21 protein-coding genes are annotated in these 25363 nt (G+C 68.4%); 5 read left to right on the top strand and 16 right to left on the bottom strand.

The features are described 5' to 3' along the window. Positions 1–41: 41 nt before the first annotated feature. A complete protein-coding gene (locus ABNQ40_RS16005; RefSeq protein ID WP_109490557.1) occupies positions 42–287 on the top strand; it encodes a hypothetical protein in 246 nt (81 codons plus the stop codon). 132 nt (positions 288–419) lie between these two features. On the opposite strand, the gene iolB is transcribed toward ABNQ40_RS16005, so the two are convergent. From iolB to ABNQ40_RS15960, 9 genes are all read right to left on the bottom strand, one after another. Beyond that, positions 420–1229 carry a 5-deoxy-glucuronate isomerase gene (gene iolB, locus ABNQ40_RS16000; protein WP_109490558.1) on the bottom strand — a complete coding sequence of 270 codons (810 nt, stop codon included), beginning with the start codon at positions 1227–1229 and terminating at the stop codon, positions 420–422. A 102-nt stretch (positions 1230–1331) separates the two neighbouring features. Beyond that, positions 1332–2837 (bottom strand): CoA-acylating methylmalonate-semialdehyde dehydrogenase, encoded by a 1506-nt coding sequence (locus tag ABNQ40_RS15995; RefSeq protein ID WP_109491228.1) that lies wholly within the window; start codon positions 2835–2837, stop codon positions 1332–1334. 8 nt (positions 2838–2845) lie between these two features. Beyond that, positions 2846–3736, bottom strand: coding sequence for a myo-inosose-2 dehydratase (gene iolE / locus ABNQ40_RS15990; protein WP_109490559.1), 891 nt, complete (start codon positions 3734–3736; stop codon positions 2846–2848). A gap of 56 nt (positions 3737–3792) precedes the next feature. Beyond that, positions 3793–5640, bottom strand: coding sequence for a 3D-(3,5/4)-trihydroxycyclohexane-1,2-dione acylhydrolase (decyclizing) (gene iolD / locus ABNQ40_RS15985; protein ID WP_109490560.1), 1848 nt, complete (start codon positions 5638–5640; stop codon positions 3793–3795). Positions 5641–5699: 59 nt separating this feature from the next. Beyond that, on the bottom strand, positions 5700–7652 hold the full coding sequence (gene iolC, locus ABNQ40_RS15980) for a 5-dehydro-2-deoxygluconokinase (RefSeq protein WP_109490561.1): 1953 nt from the start codon (positions 7650–7652) through the stop codon (positions 5700–5702). Positions 7653–7738: 86 nt separating this feature from the next. Further along, the gene (locus ABNQ40_RS15975; RefSeq protein WP_109490562.1) at positions 7739–8749 is read right to left on the bottom strand and encodes a Gfo/Idh/MocA family protein; all 1011 of its coding nucleotides are present in this window, start codon (positions 8747–8749) and stop codon (positions 7739–7741) included. A 319-nt stretch (positions 8750–9068) separates the two neighbouring features. Next, a complete protein-coding gene (locus tag ABNQ40_RS15970; protein WP_109490563.1) occupies positions 9069–10097 on the bottom strand; it encodes a LacI family DNA-binding transcriptional regulator in 1029 nt (342 codons plus the stop codon). 91 nt (positions 10098–10188) lie between these two features. Next, positions 10189–11781 (bottom strand): DHA2 family efflux MFS transporter permease subunit, encoded by a 1593-nt coding sequence (locus ABNQ40_RS15965; RefSeq protein ID WP_109490564.1) that lies wholly within the window; start codon positions 11779–11781, stop codon positions 10189–10191. After that, a complete protein-coding gene (locus ABNQ40_RS15960) occupies positions 11778–12920 on the bottom strand; it encodes an HlyD family secretion protein (protein ID WP_109491229.1) in 1143 nt (380 codons plus the stop codon). The genes ABNQ40_RS15965 and ABNQ40_RS15960 overlap by 4 nt, the downstream gene beginning before the upstream one ends. Positions 12921–13366: 446 nt before the next feature. On the opposite strand from ABNQ40_RS15960, the gene ABNQ40_RS15955 reads away from it, so the two are divergent. Next, positions 13367–13903, top strand: a complete 537-nt coding sequence (locus tag ABNQ40_RS15955; protein ID WP_109490565.1) for a GAF domain-containing protein — start codon at positions 13367–13369, stop codon at positions 13901–13903. Between the two features lie 144 nt (positions 13904–14047). Continuing rightward, complete coding sequence (locus ABNQ40_RS15950; protein WP_109491230.1) at positions 14048–15871, top strand: sensor domain-containing phosphodiesterase; 1824 nt, start codon at positions 14048–14050, stop codon at positions 15869–15871. A 1-nt stretch (position 15872) separates the two neighbouring features. On the opposite strand, the gene ABNQ40_RS15945 is transcribed toward ABNQ40_RS15950, so the two are convergent. Together ABNQ40_RS15945 and ABNQ40_RS15940 are read right to left on the bottom strand one after the other, a co-directional pair. Next, positions 15873–17276, bottom strand: coding sequence for a VOC family protein (locus ABNQ40_RS15945; protein WP_109490566.1), 1404 nt, complete (start codon positions 17274–17276; stop codon positions 15873–15875). A gap of 103 nt (positions 17277–17379) precedes the next feature. Beyond that, positions 17380–18303, bottom strand: a complete 924-nt coding sequence (locus ABNQ40_RS15940) for a LysR family transcriptional regulator (RefSeq protein WP_199235623.1) — start codon at positions 18301–18303, stop codon at positions 17380–17382. Positions 18304–18454: 151 nt separating this feature from the next. Here ABNQ40_RS15940 and ABNQ40_RS15935 point away from each other — a divergent pair, with 151 nt between their 5' ends. Next, positions 18455–19750 carry an FAD-binding oxidoreductase gene (locus tag ABNQ40_RS15935; protein ID WP_109490568.1) on the top strand — a complete coding sequence of 432 codons (1296 nt, stop codon included), beginning with the start codon at positions 18455–18457 and terminating at the stop codon, positions 19748–19750. Positions 19751–19793: 43 nt separating this feature from the next. Here ABNQ40_RS15935 and ABNQ40_RS15930 read toward each other — a convergent pair whose 3' ends face one another. The 5 genes from ABNQ40_RS15930 to ABNQ40_RS15910 form a co-directional block, all read right to left on the bottom strand. After that, the gene (locus ABNQ40_RS15930; protein ID WP_109490569.1) at positions 19794–20495 is read right to left on the bottom strand and encodes a CBS domain-containing protein; all 702 of its coding nucleotides are present in this window, start codon (positions 20493–20495) and stop codon (positions 19794–19796) included. 236 nt (positions 20496–20731) lie between these two features. Next, on the bottom strand, positions 20732–21607 hold the full coding sequence (locus ABNQ40_RS15925) for a cell wall hydrolase (protein ID WP_109490570.1): 876 nt from the start codon (positions 21605–21607) through the stop codon (positions 20732–20734). Positions 21608–21833: 226 nt separating this feature from the next. After that, positions 21834–22046, bottom strand: a complete 213-nt coding sequence (locus ABNQ40_RS15920; protein WP_109490571.1) for a hypothetical protein — start codon at positions 22044–22046, stop codon at positions 21834–21836. 105 nt (positions 22047–22151) lie between these two features. Next, complete coding sequence (locus ABNQ40_RS15915; RefSeq protein ID WP_109490572.1) at positions 22152–22358, bottom strand: hypothetical protein; 207 nt, start codon at positions 22356–22358, stop codon at positions 22152–22154. Positions 22359–22672: 314 nt separating this feature from the next. Beyond that, a complete protein-coding gene (locus ABNQ40_RS15910) occupies positions 22673–23482 on the bottom strand; it encodes an IclR family transcriptional regulator (protein WP_247880136.1) in 810 nt (269 codons plus the stop codon). A 135-nt stretch (positions 23483–23617) separates the two neighbouring features. Between ABNQ40_RS15910 and ABNQ40_RS15905 the strand changes: the two genes are divergently transcribed. After that, on the top strand, positions 23618–25192 hold the full coding sequence (locus tag ABNQ40_RS15905) for an ABC transporter substrate-binding protein (protein ID WP_109490573.1): 1575 nt from the start codon (positions 23618–23620) through the stop codon (positions 25190–25192). Positions 25193–25363: the final 171 nt, after the last annotated feature.

Below are 25363 nucleotides of genomic sequence, written 5' to 3'. Positions count from 1 at the left end.
ACTCGCCAGATAATGAACCCTTTACATCAGGATACGAGACCATGAGCAAAGCGATCATGTGGGCCGAAAGCGATGCCCGCGGCTTCGAGACCGAATGCATGTTCAACGAGGACAACCGCAGCTACGAGGTGCTGGTCACCGCCAAGGGCCTGGGAATCGACAAGGCGGAGAGCTTCCCGGTGGTCGAGGATCCCGGCCTGGGGATGTGCCCCGCCGACCTCGCCCGCTCGATCAAGCTGGCCGACCGGCTGGTGTGGGAGATCGACCGGTCGCTCGGCGACCTCTGAGGCGAAACACGCCGCCGCCGGATGGCAAGGTCCGCAAGGTCCGGTGGCAAGTTGTCTCCCATGGAAAGGCCCCCGTCCGAATTGCCGGACGGGGGCCTTTCCTTTGCCGGGACCTTGACCGCGCTCCGCCGGTCAGACCGGGGCCAGCAGCCAGCGGTGTTCCGGGGCGGTGTTGAAATGCCAGGCGCGGCGCGGGCCGGCCATCACGTTCAGGTAATAGCCGGTGTAGCCGTGGGCGGCGCCGACCGGGTGGTAGCCGCGCGGGACCATGACGAGGTCGCCATTCTCCACCGCCATCGCCTCGTCCAGCGAGCGGTCGTCGGTGTAGACGCGCTGGAAGGCGAAGCCCTGCGGCGGGTCGATGCGGTGGTAATAGGTCTCCTCCAGCTGGGTTTCCGCCGTGCCGTCGTCGCTGTCGTGCTTGTGCGGCGGGTAGCTGGACCAGTTGCCGGCCGGGGTGACGACCTCCACCACCAGAAGACTGTCGGCCGGCTGCGAGTCGGGCAGGATGTCGAAGACATGGCGGGTGTTGCTGCCGCGCCCGCGGACCGAGGCGCCGACATCCTCCGGACCGATCAGCCGCACCGGCAGCCCGCCATTCAGGCCGGGCGCGGTACAGACCGCCAGTTCCAGCGCGGTGGTGGCCCGCACCCGCCACGGCGTGCCCTGCGGCAGATAGATCGCGTAGGGCCGCTTGTCCTCGAAGGGCGACATGCGGTCGCCAAGCTCCGCCCATTCCCGGTCGCCGGCCATCGCCGCACCGCGCCCGGCGACGAAGACCAGACAGGTCTCGCGGTCCGCATCCTCGCCGGAAACGGTCATCCCCTCCTCTAGGCGGTAGAGGTCGAACCCGATGCACGACCAGCCCGCCGATTCGGGCGTGACATGGTGCACCCGGCCGTCCGGATCCGGTGCGTGGTTGCGCAGCAGCAGCTTGCTCATGGTCGCCCTCTGTGGTGCCGGATGGTCTCGCGATGCGTCTCCGCCCCCTGGCGAAGCCGTGTTGGGCTCAGGCGTGGACACTGAAGGATCATACGTTCCCGCTCACGTCATCGTCGGCATCACGAAGTCGGCGCCGGACCTGATGCCGGTCGGCCAGCGGCTGGTGATGGTCTTCAGCCGGGTGTAGAAGCGCACGCCCTCCGGCCCATGCATATGATGGTCGCCGAACAGCGAGCGCTTCCAGCCACCGAAGCTGTGGAAGGCCATCGGCACCGGGATCGGCACATTGACGCCGACCATGCCGACCTCGATCTCCGCCCCGAAGGCGCGCGCGGTGTCGCCGTCGCGGGTGAAGATGGCGGTGCCGTTGCCGAACTCGTGCGCGTTGATCAGGTCGACCGCCGTGCGGTAGTCGGGAACGCGGACCACCGCCAGCACCGGGCCGAAGATCTCCTCCCTGTAGATCCGCATCTCCGGCATGACGTGGTCGAACAGCGTGCCGCCGAGGAAATAGCCGTCGCCGCACTCCGGATCGGCGATCTCCACATGACGGCCATCCACCACCAGTTTCGCCCCCTCCTCGATGCCGAGGTCGATGTAGCCGCGCACCTTGTCGCGGTGCTGGCGGGTGACCAGCGGCCCCATCTCCGCCGACGGGTCGGTGCCGGGACCGATTTTCAGGGCGCGCACCCGCTCGGCCAGCCGTTCGACCAGCGCGTCGGCCACCGCCTCCGTCACCGGCACGGCGACCGAGATCGCCATGCAGCGCTCGCCGGCCGAGCCGTAGGCCGCCCCCATCAGCGCGTCCACCGCCTGATCGAGGTCGGCGTCGGGCATGACGACCATGTGGTTCTTGGCGCCGCCCAGCGCCTGCACCCGCTTGCCGTTCGCGGCACCGGTGGCATAGATGTACTGGGCGATGGGGGTCGAGCCGACGAAGCTGACCGCCTTCACGTCGGGATGGCTCAGCAGCGCATCGACCGCCACCTTGTCGCCATGGACGACGTTGAAGACGCCGTCGGGCAGGCCGGCCTGCGTCAACAGCTCCGCCAGGAACAGGGCCGCGCTCGGCACCCGTTCCGACGGCTTCAGGATGAAGCAGTTGCCGCAGGCCAGGGCCACCGGGAACATCCACATCGGCACCATGGCCGGGAAGTTGAACGGCGTGATGCCGGCGACGACGCCCAGCGGCTGGCGCAGCGAATGGCTGTCGATGCGGGTGCCGACATTCTCCGCCACCTCGCCCTTCAGCAGATGCGGTCCGCCGCAGGCGAACTCCACCACCTCCAGCCCGCGCGCCACCTCGCCCAGCGCGTCGGAATGGACCTTGCCATGTTCGGCGGTGATCAGGCTGGCGAGCCGGTCGGCGTTCTGCTCCAGCAGCTGCTTGAAGGCGAACATTACCCGGGCGCGGCGCAGCGGGGTGGCGGCCGACCAGGACGGGAAGGCGGCACGGGCGGCGGCGACGGCGCGGTCGATTTCCGCCGCGGTCGCCAGCGGCACCTTGGCGCTGTTGCGGCCGGTCGCCGGGTTGTAGACGTCGCCGAGGCGGCCGCTGGTGCCGCCAACCGGCACGCCATCGATGAAATGCGGAACGATGTTGGTCATTTGGATGCTCACAGGCCGTATTCTGCGACGAGCGCGCCCAGATGCTGGCGGCCCTTGGTGACGTAGGTCAGGGGATGGGCCTTGGCGGGGTCCTGCTCCGCCTCGATCACCAGCCACTGGCCGCGATAGTCCGCGTCCTTCAGTGCCTTCAGCACGGCGGGGAAATCGACACAGCCGTCGCCCGGCACGGTGAAGACCCCGTCGATGACGGCGTCGAGGAAGCTGCTGTCGGTCGCCCTGGCCCGCTTCAACACGTCGGCGCGCACGTCCTTGCAATGGACGTGGTTGATGCGGCGGCCCCATTTGGCAATCAGGTCCAGCGGGTTGCCGCCGGCGAAGGTCAGGTGGCCGGTGTCGAGCAGGATGCCGACGCTGTCGCCGGTGACCTCGGCAAAGCGGTCGATCTCGTCGGGCGTCTCCACCACCGTGCCCATGTGGTAGTGGTAGGCGAGCGGCGTGCCCTGGTCGCGCAGGTAGTCGCCGAACTCCGCCATGCGGCGGCCGAACTCCGTCCACCGGCCGGACTCCAGCGTCGGACGCTGCGACAGCGGCGTGCCGCGGGACCCATGGACGCAGCCGGTGGTCTCGGCCACCACCATCACCGGGCAGCCCATCGCCTTCAGCAGTTGCAGGTGCGGCTGCACCGCCTCGATCTCCTCGGCGACGCTGCGCTCCAGCAGGCCGGCGCTGTACCAGCCGGACACCAGCGACAGGCCGTAGCCGTCGAGGATCGGGCGCAGCACGGCGGCATCGCGCGGGAATTTGTTGCCAAGCTCGAAGCCCTGGAAACCGGCCTCGCGCCCTTCGGCAAGGCACTGCTCCAGCGGTGTCGCCCCGCCCAGTTCAAGCATATCGTCGTTGCTCCAGGCGATCGGGTTGACGCCGAGACGAACGGTCATGATCGGATGCTCCCAAGACGGAAGAAGATGGTGGGAATTGGGGAAGAGGGGCGCGGTCAGCGGCGCTGGCGGGCCTTGTTGGCGAGGTAGCTTTCACGGGCCGCCGCGACCTCGGGACGGGTCGAGAGTTCCGGCACCGGCACGTCCCACCACGCCCCGCCGTCCCGGGTGGAGGACAGCGGGTCGGTGTCGATGACGATTGCATAGGTGACGGGGGAGGCCTTGGCGCGCTCCAGCGCCTGTTCCAATTGGGCGACGCCCGTTACTTTCTCAGTCACCGCGCCCAGCGCGCGCAGATGGCCGGCGAAGTCGATGTCGGGCAGCGTCTCCGTCTCGTAATGGGTGTCGCGCAGCAAATTGTTGAAGGGGGCGCCGCCGCAGGCGTTCTGCAGCCGGTTGATGCAGCCGTAGCCGCGGTTGTCGAGCAGGACGACGATCAGCTTGCGCTTCATCGCCACCGACACGGCCAGTTCGGAATTCAGCATCATGTAGCTGCCGTCGCCGACCATGACGAAGGTCTCGCGGTCCGGGCAGGCCATCTTGACGCCGAGCCCCCCGGCGATCTCGTAGCCCATGCAGGAAAAGCCGTATTCCAGATGGTAGCCGCCGGGCCGGCCGCTGCGCCACAGCTTGTGCAGTTCGCCCGGCAGGCCGCCGGCGGCGCAGACTACGGTGCCGTCGCTGCCGGCGGCGCGGTTGACCGCCCCCAGCACCTGGGCGTCGGTCGGCAGGTCGAGCCCGGCATCGGCGGTCGCCCGGTCGACGACGCGGGTCCACACCGCGGTGCGCTCCTGCGCCAAAGCCTGCCAGGACATCGGCGCCGACCAGTCGCCGAGCCCGGCGTCGAGGGCGGCCAGTCCGCGCGCCGCGTCGGCGACCAGCGGCAGGGCGTCGCCCTTCACCGCATCGAAGGCGGCGACGTTCAGCCCGGCGAGACGGGCGCCGCGGTTGGCGAAGACCGTCCAGGAGGCGGTGGTGAAGTCGGCGAGCCGGGTGCCGACGGCCAGCACCAGATCGGCCTCCGCCGCCAGTTCGTTGGCGGCGCTGGAGCCGGTGACGCCGATGGCGCCGACGTTGCAGGGATGGTCCCAGACCAGGGCGCCCTTGCCGGCCTGGGTTTCCGCAACCGGGATGCCGCGGCGCTCGGCGAAGCCGGCCAGCGCGTCGCAGGCGCCGCTGTAGAACACGCCGCCCCCGGCGACGATCAGCGGCTTCTTCGCGCCGCGCAGGGCCTCCGTCACCGCGGCCAGCTCGTCGCGGTCGGGCTCCGGCCGGCGGGTGCGGCGGACGGTGCGCTCGAAGACGGAAACCGGGAAGTCATGGGCTTCGGCCTGCACGTCCTGCGGCAGGCAGAGCGTCACCGGCCCGCACTCCACCGGGTCGGTCAGCACCTGGATGGCGCGGCGCAGGCTGGGCATCAGCTGTTCGGGGCGGGTGATGCGGTCCCAGAAGCGCGACACCGGGCGGAAGCAGTCGTTGGCGCTGACGGTGGCGTCCTCGAAGCGCTCGACCTGCTGCAACACCGGGTCGGGGGCGCGGGTGGCGAAGACGTCGCCCGGCAGCAGCAGCACCGGCAGGCGGTTGACGTGCGCCAGCGCCGCCGCCGTCACCATGTTGACTGCACCCGGCCCGATGGAGGTGGTGCAGGCCATCATGCGGCGCCGTCCTTGCGCCTTGGCATAGGCGATGGCGGCGTGCGCCATCCCCTGCTCGTTGTGGGCACGGTAGGTCGGCAGCTGGTCGCGGGCGGCATGCAGCGCCTCGCCCATGCCCGCCACATTGCCGTGGCCGAAGATCGCCCAGACACCGGCGAACAGCGGCAGCTCCTGGCCGTCGATCTCGACATACTGGGCGCTGAGGTAGCGGACGACGGCCTGGGCGACGGTGAGGCGCACGCTGTCCATGATGGCTTCTCCCTACCGGGGCGGTCCGGCCCCTGTTGTTTTTGGCGATGGTTCGAGGATCAGGCGGCGCTGCGGCCGTGGCGGGTTCGCTGTTCCCGCCAGAAGGCGATCAGGCGGCCATAGGCGGCCTCCATCGCCGCGACCGCCGCCGCATCGTCGATGCTGCCGGCCAGCCATGCCTCCGCAGCGCTGCCGAACAGGGTGCGGCCGACGGCGAAGCCCTTGCAGACCGGCTGGCGGGCGGCCAGCGCCAGCCCGGCCTTCAGCTCCTCCTCCGGCGCGTCGAGGCCGAGGATCAGCACGCCGCGGCACAGCGGGTCATGCCGGTCGATGACGCCGGCGATGCGGTCCCAGGCCCCCTGGCTGGCCGGCGAGGGCAGCTTCCACCAGTCGGGAAGGACGCCAAGCCCGTAGAAGCGCTCCAGCGCGCGGGAGATGGTGTCGTCGGCGGTTGGCATGCCGCGCGGCGGAATGATCTCCAGCAGAAGCTCGTGGCCGGTGGCGCGGCAGGCGGCGAACAGGGTCTGGATCCGGTGCTCCTGCTCGGTGCGCAACGCCTCCTCGTCGTCCGGGTGGTAGAAGGCGAGGCACTTCACCACATGCTCGGCCGGCCATTCGCGGATGGTCACTGCGATGTCGGGGCCGCCCTCGAAACGCAGTGGGCGCGACCCGGGCAGTTCCACCGGGCGGCCGATCCAGGCGCCGGTGCCGGTCAGCGCGTCCAGCGCGTCCTGGCCATGGATGCCGTCCAGCAGCATGCCGAAGCCGTCGCGGCCGTCGCAGGCCTGCCGTGCCGCCTGCTGCGCCGCCTGCAGGGCCAGCAGCTTGAAGCCGGAAATTCGCGCCGGATCGGCGCCCAGCCGCGCCGCCATCGCCTCCAGCTGGGCGCGGTGGTCAATGGCGAAGGCCATCACCTCCGGCCAGTCGCGGCGGCGGGTGGTCGCCCAGTGGATGTGCGAAAGGCGGGCATCCTCGCGCAGCCGCGGCGTCGGGCTGCCGTTTTTGAGGAAATAGGACAGCTCCGTCCAGGTCGGGATGGCGGGTGCGCAGCCGTGGCGCGACACCGCGAAGGCGCCGCAGGCGTTGGCGAAGGCGCAGCACTCCTCCAGCGGATGGTCGCGCAGCCAGCCGCGCAGGAAGCCCGACATGAAGGCGTCGCCCGCCCCCAGCACATTGTAGACCTCGACCGGGAAGCCCGGGCCGCGGATGCCCTGTTCCAGGCTGTCGGGAATGGCACCGGGGAAGACGACGCAGCCCATCGGGCCGCGCTTGCACACCAGCGTCGCGCCGGTCAACTCGCGGACCCGGCGCAGCCCCTCCAGCGTGTCGGTGCTGCCACCGGCGATGTGGAACTCCTCCTCCGTGCCGACGATCAGGTCGCAGCCGGGAAGGATAGTCTGCAACAGGGCGGTGACGCCGCCGTCGGCGACGAAGCGCTCCTCCCCCAGCCCGTGACCGGTCAGCTTCCACAGCACCGGGCGGTAATCGATGTCGAACACCACTTTGGTGCCGTTCTGGTGCGCCAGCCGCATCGCCTTGCGCATGGCGGCTTCAGTGGTGGGGGTAGAGAAATGGGTGCCGCTGACCACCACGGCCCTGGCCGAGGCGATGAAGTCTTCCCGGACATCCTCCTCGCAGATCGCCATGTCGGCGCAGTTCTCGCGGTAGAAGATCAGCGGGAAGGTCTTCTTGTCGCGGATGCCCAGGATGACGAGTGCCGTCAGGCGTTCCGGGTCGGTGATGACGCAGCTGGTGTCGACGCCTTCGCGGATCAGCTGTTCCCGGATGAAACGCCCCATATGCTCGTCGCCGACGCGGGTCAGCAGGGCGGAGCGCAGGCCGAGGCGCGATGTCCCAACCGCGATGTTGGTGGGGCAGCCGCCGACATATTTGGCGAAGCTCTGCATGTCCTCCAGCCGGCCGCCGACCTGTTCGCCATAGAGGTCGACGGAGGAGCGGCCGATGGAAATGACGTCGAGTTCGCGCTCAGTTTGACCGCGTTGAGTTGGCATGGGTCAGCTCCGCTGTAATCCGGTCGTCGGATTGGCGATGGCAATGGATACGGACCGGCGGACCCGTGTCGCCGGACAGGCGGCCTTCAGCTGTAGAGCGCCGGACGGCTGGGCAGCGCGATGGCGACGGCCTCGCCCTCGCGTTCCTGCGCGGTGACGCAGGCATCCGAGGTGATGGCGGCGACATAGCCGTCCCAGCAGGTCGGGCCGGTGGCGGTGCCCTGGGCGGCGGCCTTCAGGAAGTCCTGAAGCTCCACATCGTAGGAGGCGATGAAACGATCCTTCCAGTCGGTCAGGATCGGATTCTGCAGGCTGGCGTTCAGGCGCATCTGCACCGCCATCGGTTCCGGCAGGCGGGCGATGCCGTCCTCGCCCACCACCTCGCACTGGATGTCGTAGCCATAGTGGCAGTTCACGAAGATCTCGACGTCGATGACGACGCCCTTCGCCGTTTCCAGCACCACGACCTGCGGATCGCGCAGCTTGCCGTGGCTGCGGGCGGCGCGGCGCGGGAAGATCACGCGGGCGGAAACGTAATCGTCGTCCAGCAGCCAGCGGAACACGTCGATCTCGTGGATCAGCGTGTCGTGGATCGCCATCGGCGTGACGTAATGCTGGGGCACCGTCGGGTTGCGGTGGGCGGCATGGACCATGATCGGCGCGCCGGTGCGGCTGGTCACCGCCTCCTTCAGCGCGATGTAGCCGGCATCGTAGCGGCGCATGAAGCCGACCTGGACCAGACGCTTGCCGTGCGCCACCTCGGCATCGACGATGCGCTTGGCGCCGTCGGCGGTGGTGGCGAGCGGTTTTTCGCAGAAGCAGGGCTTCCCGGCGGCGATGGCGGCCAGCACATACTGCTCGTGGCTGGCGCCCCAGGAGGTGACCAGAACCGCATCGACCAGCGGCGAGGCGATCAGTTCCTCGCCGGTCTGGAAGATTTCGGCATCAGGGGCGATGTCGGCCCGCACCGCCTCGGCGGACTCGCGGTTGACGTCGGTCATGGCGACAACCTTGCCGCCGGCCAGCACCTGCTCGATGCGCCGGGCATGGTCGCGACCGATGGCGCCGGTGCCGATGATGCCAATTCTGACGGTCATTTTTCCAAAGCCTCATGTCGTTCGGTGGGCGAGCGGGGCCACGCGCGCAGCCATGCGCGCCGCGCCCGGGCGGGTCACCGGGGTCGATTGCGGTTTTCGGTTGTTGGGGGGCCGCCCGTTGCCGGGCTGCCGGACTGGCTAGGGGTCCGAATCCGTCATCGCGCTTCCTCCCGGCCGTTTCTGCTCTTGATTGGCAGGGGAAGCATTCACCATCGCGCACCGTCCGGTCAACGCGCCTGCCGGCCGGTTCGCCGTCAAACATGAGAGAATTTGCAGCACGCCATGATGGTTTTCCATCATGCGCCCGGTACGCTTCTCTCTACAGGCTTTCCGGCGTCCACAGCTGGGCGGGAAGGAAACGCTGGCCGGGATTTTCCGCCATGCCGTGTTCGATGCTGTGGACCATCATCTCGATCAGGTCGGTGCAGAGCGCCGGCAGCGGCGTCGCCATCACCACCGAGACATGGCGGTCGAGCAGCCCCTGCCTCGACTCCGGCGTCAGCTCGTGGACGATGCAGGTCACCTCGTCCGGCCGGCGGAGCTCGCGCAATGCGGCGATGGCGCCCTCCATGCCGCCGCCCGCCACATAGATGCCGACGACATCGTCGTGCCGGTCCAGCAGGCCGAGCGTCGCCTCGTAGGTCAACTGGCGCGTCTCGACGTTGACAATGCTGTCCATCAGGGTGAACTTGGGCGCGAACTCGCGGAAATAGCTGCGGAATCCGGTCTCGCGCAGGGCATGGCCGTGATAGCGGAAGGCGCCGATGAAGACGGCGATGCGCCCAGGCCCCCGTGCGATCTTCGACATCAGCCACGCCGCGGTGCGGCCGGCCTTCAGGTTGTTGGTGCCGATATAGCCTTCCCGCACGCCCTGGGCGAAGTCGGACAGCAGCGAGAAGGTCGGGATGCCGGCGGCCTTCAGTTCGGCGACTGCGGCGGTGGCGTCATGATGGTCGATGCCGGTCACCGCGACCGCCCTCACCTTCCCCTTCATGCCGCGGATCAGCTCGGCGAGTTCGGCCGGGGATGTCGACTGGACGAAGCGGATGGTGGCGCGCAGCCGGCGGTCGGGATGGCTGCGCGCCACCTCCTCGATCCGCGCCGCGAACTCCTGATAGAAGGCATGGCGTTCCTTCTGCAGGATGAAGCCAAGGTGATAATCCGGCTGCTGCGCCAGGGTGCGCTGGCGGATGGCGTTGGCGCCGTGGAAGCCGATCTCGGTCGCCGCCTCGAAGATGCGGCGGGCGGTCTCCTCCCGCACGGGGTGCCGGCCGTTCAGCAGCCGGTCGATGGTGGCGACGCTGACGCCCGCCGCCTTGGCGAGGTCGGAAATCGTCGGGCGCTTCATGGGCGGACAGCTCATCCGGTCACGGGAGGGAACCGGCGGTGTCTATCACGAAGCATGAGGGAATGAGAGACCCTTGCACGGCGCCTGCCGGTCAGCGTTTCACGTTGCGCAGGATCAAGGCCAGCGGCACCGCCGAGGCGGAGATCAGCATCAGCGCGAAGAACACGTCGATGTAGGACCAGTAGGCGGTCTGCATCTGCACCTGCTGGCCGATGTAGGCCATCGCCCGCTCCCGCGCGCCCGCCTCGCCGCCGGCCATGGAGAAATAACTCGTCGCCTGCTCCACGGTCCGCTGATAGGCCGGGTTGGACGGCACGATATGCTCGGCCAGCCGGCTGTGGTGGAACTGCTCGCGGAAGGCCAGCACATTCTGGGCGATCGACACGCCGATGGAGCCGCCGACATTGCGCGCGACGTTGATGAGGGCCGACGCCTGATCGGTCTTGTCGCGCGGGATGCCGTCATAGGACGCCGTGGTGATCGGGATGAAGATCAGCGGCAGGCCGATGCCGATATAGATGCGCGACCATGCGAAGAACCAGAAGGTGGAGTCCGGGTTCAGCCGCGTCAGGTCCCACATCGCCAGCGCCACGATGGTGGCGCCGGTGGCGATCAGGTATTTCGGCTGGATCCGCCCGGCCAGCCTGCCGACGACCAGCATCATCACCATCGTCACCATGCCGCCCGGCGACAGGGCAAGGCCGGCCCAGGTGGCGGTGAAGCCGAAATATTGTTGGAGAAGCTCCGGCAGGAACTGCGTCGTCGCGATCAGGATGGCGCCGGTCGCCATCATCACCAGGAAGCAGGAACCGAACTGCCGCGTCGCCACCATCCGCAGATCGAGGATCGGGTTCTCCCGCGTCATCTCCCACGGGATCATCAGGCAGAAGGACGCCACGCAGACGATGGCGAAGGCGATGATGAAGCCCGACGCGAACCAGTCGTCGGTCTGGCCGCGGTCGAGCACCACCTCCAGCGAGCCCAGGAAAGTCGCCACCAGCAGGAAGCCGATCAAATCCATGCGGATGCCCTGGCGTTTCAGCCGTTGGCGTTCCTCAATGGCGGATTTCGGCTCCTGCACCAGGAAGCTGACCAGCGCGAAGGCCATCACCCCGACCGGCCCGTTGATCAGGAAGCACCAGTGCCAGGACAGATTGTCGGACAGCCAGCCGCCCAGCGTCGGCCCGACCACCGGCGCCACCACCACGGCGATGCCGAAGATGGCGAAGGCCTGCCCGCGCTTGGCCGGCGGAAAGCTGTCGGCCAGGATCGATTGCGAAATCGGCACCATGCCGCCGCCGGCGAAGCCCTGAAGCACCCGGAACAGCAGAAGCGATTCCAGATTCCAGGCGAAGCCACAGGCCAGCGAGCTGACGGTGAACAGCCCCAGGCAGGCCAGATAGAAGCGCTTGCGGCCATAGCGCTTGGCGATGAAGCTGCTGGCCGTCAGCACGATGGCGTTCGCCACGAGGTAGGAGGTGACGACCCACGACGCCTCGTCGGCACTGACCGCCAGCGTGCCGGAGATGTAGCGCAAGGCGACGTTGGCGATGGTGGTGTCCAGCACCTCCATGAAGGTGGCGATGGAGACCACCACGGCGATCAGCCACGGATTGCGGCCGCCGGCGGCACTCTGCGACGCATCGAAGCCGCCGGAACCTGCGCCTTCGGCAGCGGCGCTCATCGCACCGTCACCCGCGGCACCACCGACATGCCGGGGCCGATGGAGACGCCGTCCGGCCATTGGTCGACGACGATCTTCACGGGAATGCGCTGCACCACCTTCACATAGTTGCCGGTGGCGTTTTCGGCCGGCAGCAGGGAAAAGGCGGTGCCGGAGCCCGGCTGCACGCTGTCGACATGGCCGGTGACCTTGCGGCCGGGATAGGCGTCGATGTGGATGTCCACCGGCTGGCCCGGCCGCATGTCCGTGATCTGGGTCTCCTTGAAGTTGGCGGTGACCCAGATGTCGTCGGGAACGAAGATGGCGAGGCTCTGGCCGGCCTGGGCGAACTGGCCGACCGCCCCGCTCAGCTGCACCACCCGGCCGGGCTGCGCCGCCGTGACGGTGGTATAGGACAGGTTCAGCTGGGCCTGCGCCATCTGCGCCTTCGCCCGCGCCAGATCGGCCACGGCGCTGGTCCGCTGCGCCTGGAGCGCCCCGACCTGCCGTTCGGCGGCGATCACCGCGGCGTTGGCGCTGGTCAGCTTGCCCTGCTGTTCCTGCAGGGTGGCGGTGGATTGCTGCGCCTGCTGCACCGTTCCGGCACCGCGGGATTGCAGGTCGCGGTAGCGCGCCGCATCCTCCTTGGCGAAGCCGACGGCGGCCTCGGCCTGCGAGACCTCCGCCCTGGCCTGCTCGATCTGGGCGCGCTGGGCGTCGATCTGGGCATCGTAGCCGGTGATCGCCGCCTGGGCGGAGTCGATCTGCGCCTGCGCCTGATCCAGCGCGGTCTGATAGTCGCGCGTGTCGATACGGAACAGCAGGTCGCCGGCATTGACATGCTGGTTGTCGCCGACCGCCACCTCCGTCACATAGCCGGCCACCTTCGTCGCCACCGGGAACTGCCGGGTGTCGACGAAGGCGTCGTCGGTCGACTCGTAGGGGTGGATGTTGCGCTGCCAGTAGATGTAGCCGGCCACCGCCAGCAGGGCGATCACCACCAGCCCGGCGAGGATCGCAATCGGGTGACGGCGGATGAAGCCCGGCGTCTTGCGGTCTTCGCCCGCGGCCGGCTGCCCGCGCTCGCTGCGCCCGGCCTGGCTGTCCGCCTCCTGTCCGGTGAGATCGACGACGTCCCTGCGATGCTGGTCGTCCGGCATGGTATGACGCTCCTGACCGAAATGCCGGGCGATCAGCAAGGGCCCGGTCGTTGTGCCGTGGGAGCGTCCCCGCTCCCCAGCGCGAAACACCGGAACACCCCGTTCGTTGCGCGAGACCGGCAGAAAGCCGGCCGATGCCGCCGCAGAACAGCCATGCCACAGGTCGATGGTCGGGGGTCGATGGCTGGGGTCGGACGGCGCGGGCTGCCATGAAGACGGACAAGCGGCGGTCCATCAAGCAATCGCAATGCCAGCTATGACTATGCCTTCCGAAATAATATGGAAGCCAACAGATCCAAGTTCCGTCCCATGCGTAAAAGGAAGGAGTCCACACTCAAGTCACGGCAACGATCATATTTAATGGCCCGACGAATTATTTGTTTCTTGACGGAATTGCGCCATCGCCGGGCCGCCAGCCCTTCCAACACGACCGCGGAGCCGAGCCCATGACGCTTCTGAAGGAGACCATCGCGAGCGGGGCCGTCCCGCAGACCGTCGGCCGCGGCGCCGTCCCGGTCGATGACGAGGCGGCGAGGCTGGAGGCGCTGCGCCGCACCGGGCTGCTGGACAGCGAGCCGGAACCCGCCTTCGACGATCTGGTGTCCTGGACCTGCGACCATTTCCGCGTGCCCATCGCGCTGGTGTCGCTGCTGGACGCCGACCGGCAATGGTTCAAGGCGCGCCGCGGCTTGGCCGTGCAGGAAACACCGCGCGACGTCGCCTTCTGTGACTTCACCATCCGCCAGAGTCTGCCGATGGTGGTGGAGGATGCCGCCCGCGATCCGCGTTTCCGCGACAATCCGCTGGTGCTGGGCGAACCGTACATCCGCTTCTATGCCGGCGCCCCGATCATCAACCGGCAGGGGTTGGCGCTCGGCTCCGTCTGCCTGATCGACACGGCGCCCCGCAGTTTCGGCCCGGTCGACCGCATGGTTCTGGCACAACTGACCGTGACGGCGTTGGCGGCGATTGAACAGCGATAGGACGGACGGCGGGTGGCCTGGAGACCGACGATTGTTTCCATGCCGCATTGCACCATTGTCATTGGCTCTTTGATGGACTTGTCGGCAGGATCGGTGCCGGAATTGCTTGAAGACGAGAGTGCCGGGAGCAGGATGAAAACCGAGATGACGCCCGCGACGGCGAAGCGCCTGCCGCCGGTCCCGGCCCGAGAAGAGGACCGGCTGGCGACGCTCCAGCGGTACGAGCTGCTCGACACGCCGGCGGAGGCCGCCTTCGACCAGATCACGCGTCTGGCCGCCAAACTGCTGAAGGTGCCGGTGGCGCTGATCTCGCTGGTCGACCGTGACCGCCAATGGTTCAAGTCGCGGGTCGGGTTGCCGGTGCAGGAGACGCCGCGCGAACATGCCTTCTGCGCCCATGCGCTCGACTCCGACGCCCTGCTCGTGGTCGGCGATGCCCGGCAGGACGAGCGCTTCGCCGACAATCCGCTGGTGACCGGCGATCCCAACATCCGCTTCTATGCCGGCGCCCCGCTGCGCACGGCGGACGGGCTGGCGCTCGGCACCATCTGCGTGATCGACAACCAGCCGCGCCCGGCGCTGACCCCGGAGGAGGAGGAGGCGCTGCGCGACCTGTCGGCGATGACGATGGCGCATATCGAGGCGCGGCGCGCCGTCGGCTATCTGCATCCGGTCACCTCGCTGTCGAACCGCTTCCGCTTCCTGGCCGACGCCGACGCCCTGGCGGACGACCCCGCCACGGTGCCGGGAACGGCGGTGGTGATCGATGCGGCGGCGTCGCAGCAATATGCCGAACTGACCCGGGTGCTGGGGCAGGTCTGCGCCGACGCGTTCGAGATCGACTGCGCCCACCGCATCGCCGCCTGCCTGCCGGACCGCACGCGGCTCTACCATCTGTCGCCGGCCCGCTTCGCCTTCATGCTGCCCGGCGGCATGGTTGGGGACGGCACGCATGCCGCCACGCTGGACCGAGTCAGCGCTACGTTGCGCCGCCCCTTCCAGTATCAGGGCGTGCCGATCGCCACCTCCACCGGCATCGGTTTCGTGCACCGCTCGGACGTCGCGGCGGAAAGCGTGGAGTTGCTGCGGGCCGCCACCAGCGCCGCCCACCAGTCGCTGGAGACGCAGAAGCCCTGGTGCGCCTATGACGAGGAGCAGGACCGCGCCGCCCACCGCGCCTTCCTGCTGCTGCGCAGCCTGACCGAGGCGATGGGCGGGCAAGGCCAACTGCACATGGCCTATCAGCCCAAGGTCGATCTGCGCACCGACCGCTGCATCGGGGCGGAGGCGCTGCTCCGCTGGACCCATCCGGAACTGGGACCGATCTCGCCCGCCGAATTCGTGCCGCTGGCCGAACGCACGGCGCTGGTGCGCCCGCTGACGGAATGGGTGATCGGCGCCGTCCTGACCCAGGTGGCGCACTGGCGCCGAATCGGCATCGCCCTACCGGTGTCGATCAACATCTCGATGCTGGATCTCGGCAGCGGCGACTTCACCGACCGGGTCGAAGCCCTGCTGGAGCGCCATGACGTGCAGGCGGACTGGATCGACTTCGAGGTGACGGAAAGCGCCCTGATGACCGACCGGGCCGAGGTCGACCGCCAGCTTCTGCGCCTGCGCCACCTGGGCATCGAGGTCGAGATCGACGATTTCGGCACCGGCCAGAGCGCGCTGTCCTATCTGAAGGACATCCCGGCGACGGCGGTGAAGATCGACCAGCGCTTCATCCGTTCCATCGCCGATGAGCGCAGCGACCAGATCATGGTCCGCTCGACCATCGACCTTGCCCATGACCTGGGATATCTGGTCATCGCCGAAGGGGTGGAGACGGATGAGGCCTATGACTGGCTGCGCCTGCACGGCTGCGACTTCGGCCAGGGCTACCTGATTTCCCGGCCGCTGGCACCGGCGGCCTTCGAAGACTGGCTGGCGGCGGGCGCCTTCCGTCCCGCCGCCCTTCCTGTGTGACTTACTTCGCCGCGAAACAGGCCGCGATGGAGGCGCATTCGATCTCGGCATAGAGGTCGAACGGGTTCAGCACCGCGGCACCGAGATCGGCTTCGAAGCGCTGCTGGTTCGGGCTGGCGGCGAAGTCCTGCTGCGCCTCGTCGCCCAGGTTGGACTGGAAGATGCCGGCGGCGCTGACCGGCAGGAAATCCTCGTAGACAACGGGATCGAAGCGGACGGCGCCGCTCTCGATCAGCGTTTCCAGATCGGCGCCCGGTGCCGGCGGGTTGCGGCGGCCGGCGTCGGTCAGGGAATAGCTGAAATAGCCGAGCCCCTCACGGCGAATCCCGTCCCAGCTGTCGGGGAAGGGGGCGAACACCTCCTGGAGGGCCGCCATGTACTGCGCGGCGTTGGAGCCGTCGGCCGCCGGGGCGACGAGGCGGCGGGAGTCCTGAAGCAGCGTGTCGTAGAGCGCCCGGCCCTTCGGAGTCAGGGCGATGCCGCGCTGCTCGATCTCGCCGAAGCGGGCGGTGTGGACGCCGGACCGCCAGCCGCCCCCATCGCTGTCGCCATCCTGAAAATCGACCGGCTCGCTCAGCGCCTTGAAGGAGGTCTGGCGCAGCAGGACCGGGCAGCGGCGGGTCGGCGGGCCTTCGACCACCGCCTTCGGCGCAATGCCCTTTACCGGCATCAGACGTTGGACCGCATCGATGTCGAGCGTGCGCGGCGTCAGGTGGTTGATGTGCGGCCCCTTGAAGGACACCACGTCGGCGATCAGCCGGTGGGCGTCGTGCAGGCGGTTGTACAGGTCGAGCGGCACATTGGCCCGGCTGTGCCAGCGGAAGGTCTCCAGCGCCTCCGCGACGAAGCGCCCGGCATCCTCCTCATCCAGCCCGCCGTCGGCCTCGGCCCTTTCGATCAGGGCAAGGCAGCCGGGGGTGAAGATGCTGCGCGCGGCCAGCACCCTCTCCGCCTCCTGCCGCAAGGCGGCGTCGGCGATCAGGTCGAGCCGCAGCAGGGAGGTGAAGACGCGGAACGGGTTGCGACTCAGCGCCTCCCCGTCAACCGGGCGGAAGGCGGTGGAGTGGACCGGGACGCCGGCTTCCGACAAATCGTAATAGCCGACCGGCTGCATGCCCATCACCGCGAATAGCCGGCGCATGGTTGACAGCTCATCCGCGGTGCCGAGGCGGATGGCGCCGTGGCGCTCCTCCGTGATGCGGGCAAGGCCACCGGCGGACTCCAGACGATGACGCTCCGCCGGGTCGGCGGCCAGCAGCGCCGCGTTCACCTCCTCCACCAGCTCGACGAGCGTCTGATAGGCCGGCACCTCGGTCCGATACATCTCCGACATGGCGGTCGAGAACAGGGTGCGGATCGCATCGGGGCTGGTGGCATCGACTCTGGTGATCGTCTGGACACTCATTCCAAATCTCGCTCGCATTGGCTGGCCGGACCTGCGCGGTCCTTCACATGGTCCAGCTATAGCAACGAAGCGGCGGGATGGATTGCGATTGTTTTTCCCGACTTCATGAGGAAAGCTCATGACCTGCCGGGGTGCGGCACTCCGCCGTCTCCGCCAGGATCCAGTCGCGGAAGGCGGCCAGCGGCGGGTAGCCCGCGCGCTCCGACGGCCAGACGACGTAATAGGCGTTCTCGCTTTCCATCGGCAGGTCGAGCGCCGGCACCAGCTGGCCCGACCGCAATTCCTCCTCGATCAGGAATAGCGGAAGAAGCGCCACGCCAAGCCCGGCGATGGCGGCCTGCGAGGCGGTGGCGAACTGGTCGAACAGCATGCCGTGCACGCCGTCGGCCGGCGTGCCGTGCAGGGTCAGCCAGCGCTCCCAGGCGTCGGGACGGCTGGTCAGGTGCAGCAGCGGGGCAAGCCGCAGGTCGGCGGGCCGGCGGAAATCGAAGCGGTCGCGCAGGCTCCGGCTGCAGGCGGGAATCACCGTCTCCCGGCGCAGCAGCGCCATCTCCCCGCCCGGCCAGTCCGGCCGGCCGAAATGGATCGCGGCATCCACCGGGTCGAGGCGAAAATCGAAGGGCGCCATCCGCGTCACCAGATTGATGGTGATGCCGGGATTGCCGGCCAGGAATTTCGGCAGGCGCGGCGCCAGCCAGCGCGTGCCGAAGGTCGGCAGGATGGCGATGCTGAGCGTGCCGCCATAGGGGTTGGCGCGCAGGTTCAAGGACGCGGTGCTGATGCGGCGCAGGGCGTCGCGCACCTCACGCACGTAATACTCGCCGCCGGCGGTCAGGCGGATGGTCTGCCGTTCGCGGTGGAACAGCTCGACCTCCAGCAGATCCTCCAACGCCTTGATCTGGCGGCTGACCGCGCTCTGGGTCAGGGAAAGCTCCTTCGCCGCCGCGGTGATGCTGCCGGTGCGCGCCGCCGCCTCGAAGGCGGACAGCAGGGCCAGGGAGGGAAGGAAGCGGCGCGGGCTCTGTATCATGGGCTCTGCATTGGGGTCTCGGCGGATTTCATTCCGGGATGGAATGACTGGTTGAACAAACATCATTTGGCCGAAGGGGGTAGGCAAGTCAATCTTTCGCACCAGGAATGACTGACGCACAGAACAGACGCGAAAAGGACCTCAGGGGATGCTGAACGATCCGCGGTCGCATGGGCTTTGGGAACGCACCGCACCGGCGGCGCCGCCGACCGCGCCGTTGACCGGCAGCGTCCGGGCCGACGTGGTGATCGTCGGCGCCGGCTACACCGGCCTTTCGGCGGCGCTGCATCTCGCCGAAAGCGGCATCAGCGCCGTGGTGGTGGAAGCGGTGGAGATCGGCTTCGGCGGCGCCGGGCGCAATGTCGGGCTGGTCAATGCCGGCATGTGGGTGATGCCCGACCAGCTGGTCAACACGCTGGGACCGGTTTACGGAGAGCGGCTGATCGAGCTGCTGGGCAACGCGCCGCGCGCCGTCTTCGACCTGATCGCCAGGCACGGCATCGCCTGCGAGGACGAGCGCAGCGGCACGCTCCATTGCGGCGTCGGCCCGGCGGGCCTGCGCGAGTTGGAACAGCGCGCCGCCATCTGGCAGAAGCGCGGCGCGCCCGTGCGCCTGCTGGACGCGAAGGAAACGGCGGAGAAGGTCGGCACCACGGCCTACACCGGCTCGCTGCTGGATCTGCGCGCCGGCACCATCCAGCCGCTGGCTTATGCCCGCGGGCTGGCGACGGCGGCCATCGCGGCGGGGGCCCGCATCTTCACCGGCAGCCCGGTGCAGTCGGCGAGCCAGAGCGGGGACAAGTGGGAGGTGAAGACGCCGAACGGATCGGTCACCGCCGACTGGGTGGTTGTCGCCACCGACGCCTACAGCATCGGCCCCTGGGTGCGGCTGCGCACCGAGCAGGTCCACCTGCCTTATTTCAATCTGGCGACGGAGCCGCTGTCCGACGCGATGCAGAAGGCCATCCTGCCGGAACGCCAGGGGGTGTGGGACACCAGGTCGGTGCTGAGTTCCTACCGCTTCGACCGCCAGGGCCGGCTGGTGTTCGGCAGCGTCGGCGCGCTGCGCGGGACCGGCACCGCGGTCCACCGCGCCTGGGCGCAGCGCTCGCTGGCGGCGCTGTTCCCGCAGCTGGGTCCGGTGCGGTTCGAATCCGAATGGTACGGTCAGATCGGCATGACCAAGGACAACCTGCCGCGCTTCCACCGGCTGGACCGCAACATCATCGGCTTCAGCGGCTACAACGGCCGCGGCATCGCCCCCGGCACGGTGCTCGGCCGCTGTCTGGCCGAGCACATCACCGGCAAGCTGCCAGAGGCGGAGATGCCGCTTCCCAGCACCGCACCCGACACCCTGTCGGCCCGGGCGGTGCAGGAGGCCGTCTATGAGTATGGCGCGCAGGCGACCCATCTGGTCGGAGCGCGGCTGCCGGGGAAGATCTGACCGCGCCCTCCCCGGCCCGCCCTTCGGGTTCCCGCCCTCTAAATCAGAGGCCCCAGGCACCGCTTTCGGCGGGGTCGACGACCTGGATGTTGTTCTCCACCGCCTTCACGCCGGGGACACGCTCCGCCGCGACGCGCAGCGCATCCCGCTGCGATCCGCTGCTGACGAAGCCCCAGAGCTGGACGACGCCGTTGCGGACGACGATGGCGTCGTGCGAGCGCGACTCCCACGACAGTTCCTTGACGGCGGCGGTCACCCGGTCCTTCAGGTCACGGTCGTCCGCCGCGGCGGCCGGCGTTTCCGGCGAGACGCTGGCCAGCGCGCGCAGCAGGTTGGCTCGGCTGATGATGCCGACCAGGGCGCCCCGGCTCACCACCGGCACGCGCTTGATCCGCCGCGTCTCCATCACCCGCACGACCTCTTCGGGCGAGGCGGTCTCGTCCACCGTGGTGACATGGGCGGTCATCACGTCGGCGACCTTGCGGGCATGGGACTTGATGAAATCCTCCGCCGGCAGGGTGCCGCCGGACATCAGGCCGAGCCACCAGGAGCGGTGACGTTCCGTCCCCAGCTCCACCCGGCGCAGCAGGTCGCCTTCGCTGATGATCCCCACCACCTTGCCGGAGCCATCGACCACCGGCAGGCCGCTGATGTGGTTCTCCAGCATCGTCCGGGCGGCATCGGCGACGGTCGCGTCCGGACCGATGGTGATGACCCGCGGCGTCATCAGATCGATTGCTTTCATCGTTTCTCTCCCTTTGATGTCGTGGAACGGAGACAGCCTAGGAGGTCGACAGACGAGAGCGATTGATCTACAGCAATTCGGCGCCGGCCTTTCCGCATCATGAAAAATACAGGCCGGACCTCTGCAATTCCGGTCTGGTCCGGCGGGTCGGGTACTTGACAGAAAACATCGACTTAACCGGACCTTCCCGAAAATCCTCCCGACCATTTCCGCCGGAGGCCACCCATCCCGGCACTTTACTCCGCAATCTCCGCCACCAGGGTGGCGATGGTGCGCTCTTCGGGCGGCGTCGGCGCGCGGTAGAAGGAATGGCCGCCGATGGAGGCGGTCTTCAGCCGAGCCTCCGCCCATTCCGGCTTCTGGCGGCGCAGCGCGGCCTGTGTCGGCGGGCTGTAGAACATCGAGGCCCGCGCGGTCGGATCGGGCATGTCGTCGTCGTTCAGGTTCCAGGCCAGCCCGCGCGCGGTGCGCAGCGCCTCCTGGTCGGGGGCGAGGCGCGGCTTCGGCCAGGACGGCATGCCGCCCGCCCGGATCGCCGCGGCCTGACGGCGGATCTCCGCCAGGATGCGCCGGTTCTCGACACGGGGATCGGCGGCGAGCTTCGCCTCTTCGGCCTTCGCCTGCCGGGCCGCCTTCTCCGCCTGCCTGCCCTTTGCCTTGACCGCCTTGGCCTTCTTCCGCTCGGCGGGCTCGACGGGCGCCACCGCGAAAGGTTCGAACTGGCCGGTCGCGACCACGACCCGGCAGGGCAGCGACGGCTGATCGGCCGAAGCGGCGCGGTTGGCCACCACCCACATGACGGCCGCCATGGCGTCGGCCCCCTCTCCCCGCGCCTCGGCCCAACCGGCCAGCGCGAGGCAGCGGCGCTCCCGTTCGGCCTGCCACGGGGTCAGCATGAAGACCGACGTGCCGATCATCACTGGCTGCTTGGCACCGCCCCGTTTCGGCACGCCGCCCCTCCCGTCGCCGACGAACCGCGCGCAGCCCTTGTCACCCGGCCGGCAAACGGCGTCGCCTTCATCTGCACCGGCATCTGCACCGACGGCCTGCGCAGCCGCTGCGGCGGGAAGCAGGGCGGCTGCAAGCAGCAGAGTGGTGAGGAGGTTGCGCATCCCAGTCTCTCCGGTTCAGGAAGGGGGACTTCCTTCGACAGGAGCGCGGACTGCAAGTTCCCGGATTCGTCCATCTCTCAGAGAGCTTAAGCCTGAGGGCGGAGGATGTACGCCGTTCGGGGTCCGATGGAGCCCTCCGGACAGCCGAACGGGCAGGAAGCCGTCGGATCCCTCCGGCTTCCTGCCCGTTCGGTGGAGTGGGACTGCTGTGAATAGGACGGCGGCCTCAGCCGTCCTTGCGGCCGCCCCGCTCATCGCCCGGCGGCTTGGTGCCGCCGTCGCCGGTCCAGTCGTCGGTCAGATACTCCTGCGAGCGGCTGATCTCTTCGACTTCCGCGCGGGAGGGCGGCTTCGACACCTGGGCCTGACCTGACCGGCGGTCGCCCGTCGTTTGGCCGTCGGTAATTCGGCCATCTGCGGGGTCGGTGGTGCGGGGCATCGGCGCCTCCTTGTCAGCCTGGGATCAGTTCCAGCAAACAGGGGCAAGCCGTCAATGTTGCGCCACGGGTTGCGCCACCGGCCCGGCCTGCGGACCGCGACGCGCTCAGCGGGCGGCGTCGGCGACGGTCACCGGCATGGTCTTGACCATTTCCAGGGCGACGGCGGCGGTGGCTTCGTCGGCGGCCAGGATGGCGTACGGGTTCATGTTGGCGACCGCAGCGACGGCGGCGAACAGGATGGCGCCGACAACGATGCGGGCAATGGCGAACTTGGCGGCGAACTTGGCGGATTCGACATCATAGGAGGTCATGGCGGTCTTCCTTCAATTTCGGGTTTGAATTCCGGCGGCCGGTGTCGCGGCCTGTTGAGGAAGATATTGACACGATCCCGCATGCGCAAAAGAGGAGACATCACATTGCTGTACTGGCTCTTTCGCATTGCAGCATAGCGCTGCGAAAGACGGCGATGTGGTCAGTTCTTAATACGGCTTTATGTTTCGCAGCGCTCTATCGGGGATTATGGGGCTTTCGCAGCGCTATTACTGCGCGTTTCCTGGCTCCATTTAAAACATGTGGTGTGCCGTCGTCAAATGACAACCTCCCGGCGCGCCAATCCGCGCCGACATCAGCGGCCGGGCGACAGACGCTCCGCGCTGGCCTTCAGCGTGTCGATCATCATCTGCTGCGCCTCCTCCGTCGTGTCGGCGGGGACGACGAAGCAGATGGTGGCGATGCAGCGGCCGGACGGATCGCGGACCGGGGCGGCAAGGCAGGTGGTGAAGCGGTCGACCAGCGCCGTGGTCCGGACATAGCCCTGGGTACGGGCGCGGTGCATGTCCTCCAGGAACTCGTCCTCGGCGATGCGGCGGCCGTCGGGCAGGGTGAAATCGTCGGGCGGGATGAAGCGCCGGATTTCCTCGGCATCCAGGTGATCGACCAGCAGCCGGCCGGACGCCGTCCAGGGGATCGGCACCTTGATGCCGATCTCGGAGCTGATGCGGAACATGCGCCGGCCCGGCTCGTTCAGCACGACCAGATACTTGTCGCCGTCCAGCGTGCAGAACTGCGCGGTCTCCCCCACCGTCTCGGCGATGTGGGCAACCTCGACCCGCGCCTTGCGGATCAGGTCGACGCTGTCGAGGTAATCGCTGCCGTAGTAATGCATCGCCGGCCCGAAATAGACCGTGCCGTCGCCGTCACGCAGTTCCAGCCAGCGCGCCTCCACCAGCGTGTTGACCAACTCGTACATGGTCGAGCGCGGGGTGCCGGTGTCGCGGGCGATGTCGGCGATGCGGGTGGGAGCGCGCCGGTCGTGCAGATGCTCCATCAGCGCGATGACACGGTCGATGCCGCGGGCCCGGCCAGTCGGTTTTTCCGTCGGCGACTTCTCCGCAACCTGCTTCTCCGCCACGCCATCGCCCGTCATCTGATCCATGCTCCCTGGTCGTCGCACAACCGATTAGCACGCGGATTTTCGGCTTGCCAGCGGTCTTTGTCCGATATACCGTTCGTTTGTCTGGAATACAAGACCGACGTCCGATATTTCGGACAAACGGTTCGGGAGACGGAAATGACAGGGATCACGCGACGTCTGTTCAACACCGCCCTCGGCACGACGCTGGCCGCAGGCGGACTTTCCACTGGAATTCTCGGAAGCTGGACCACCTCTGCGCAGGCCCAGCAGGGCGGCGCATCGGTCGTCACGGTCGCCACCATCGGCGAGCCGCCGACGCTGGACCCGGTCGGCACCACGTCCGACCTCGTCAGCATCATCACCCAGCACATGTTCGAGACGCTGTTCACCTTCGACGGCGACTGGAAGCTGGCCCCGCTGGTGGCCTCGGCCCTGCCGCAGGTGTCGGCGGACGGCAAGACCTACACCATCCCGCTGCGCAGCGGCGTCACCTTCCATGACGGCAGCACCGTCACGGCCGACGACGTGGTCGCCTCGCTGGACCACTGGACCAAGGCCTCGCCGCGCGGCAAGACCGTCGCCCCGCTGGTGGAGAGCATCGCCGCCAAGGGTGCGGACGCCGTCGTCATCGCGCTGAAGGAGCCCTTCGCACCGCTGACCGCGCTGCTGGCGATGAACAACGGTGCCGCCGCCATCGTGCCGAAATCGGTCATCGACGGGCCGGGCGCCCTGAAATCGCTGATCGGCACCGGCCCCTACAAGCTGCTGGAGCACAAGCCCGACCAGTATATCCGGCTGGTGCGCCACGACGCCTACGCCTCGCCCGCCGGCGCGCCCAGCGGCTATGCCGGCAGCCGCAAGGCCAACATCGGCGAGGTCCGCTTCGTCCCGGTGCCGAACGCCGCCACCCGCGTGTCGGGCGTCCTGGCCGGCCAGTACCAGTTCGCCGACAGCCTGCCGGCGGAAACCCTGCCGCGCATCAAGGGCGCGGCCGGCGTCAAGCCCGTGATCGTCAAGCCCTTCGGCTTCCCGCTGATGATCATGAACACCAAGACCGGCGTGATGGCGAACCCGAAGATGCGCCAGGCGGTCCTGGCGGCGCTGGAGCCGAACGACATGCTGCTGGCCGGCTTCGGCGACCCCGAATTCGTCCAGGCGGAGGGGTCGATCTATGCCCAGGGCACGCCCTATTACGATGCGGCCAGCGCCAAGCCCTATGCCGACCATGCGGCCGGCAAGGCGGCGGAGCTGCTGAAGGCCGCCGGCTACAAGGGCGAGCCGATCCGCATCATGACCTCGGTGCAGTACGAGTTCCTGTACAAGATGAGCATGGTGGCCCAGGCCCAGCTCGAACTCGCCGGCTTCAAGGTCGATTTGCAGGTGCTGGACTGGGCGACGCTGCTGCAGCGCCGCGGCGACGACAAGGGGTGGGATGCCTTCTTCACCTACCACACCTTCGTGCCGGAGCCGTCGCTGATCACCGTGCTGAACCCGAGCTATCCCGGCTGGTGGGACAGCCCGGCCAAGAAGGAGGCGCTGGCCGCCTTCAACCGCGAGATGGATCCGGCGGCGCGCAAGGCGAAGTGGGTGACCCTGCAATCGCTGTTTTACAGCGAGGTGCCGAGCATCAAGGTCGGCGAGTTCTACAACCTCGCCGCCAGCAGCGACAAGCTGACCGGCTACACCCCGACGCCCTGGCCGTTCTTCTGGAACACCGACCTGAAGGGCTGAGGGTCGGGATAAACCACTTTCCCAGCCACCCCCCTCTCCCCCCCCGGGGAGAGGGTCGGGGGGAGGGGGATGCACAGCGTGGATCGGGGAACGATCAGAGCGTCGCAATTCTTGCAAATTCACGACGCGCGTCCCCCTCACCCTAACCCTCTCCCCGGGGGGGAGAGGGGA

It is taken from the genome of Azospirillum sp. A23 (assembly GCF_042938965.1).
Lineage (GTDB): Bacteria > Pseudomonadota > Alphaproteobacteria > Azospirillales > Azospirillaceae > Azospirillum > Azospirillum melinis.
Note: the sequence above shows the minus strand (reverse complement) of the source record. Positions and strands in the feature narration are given on the sequence as shown.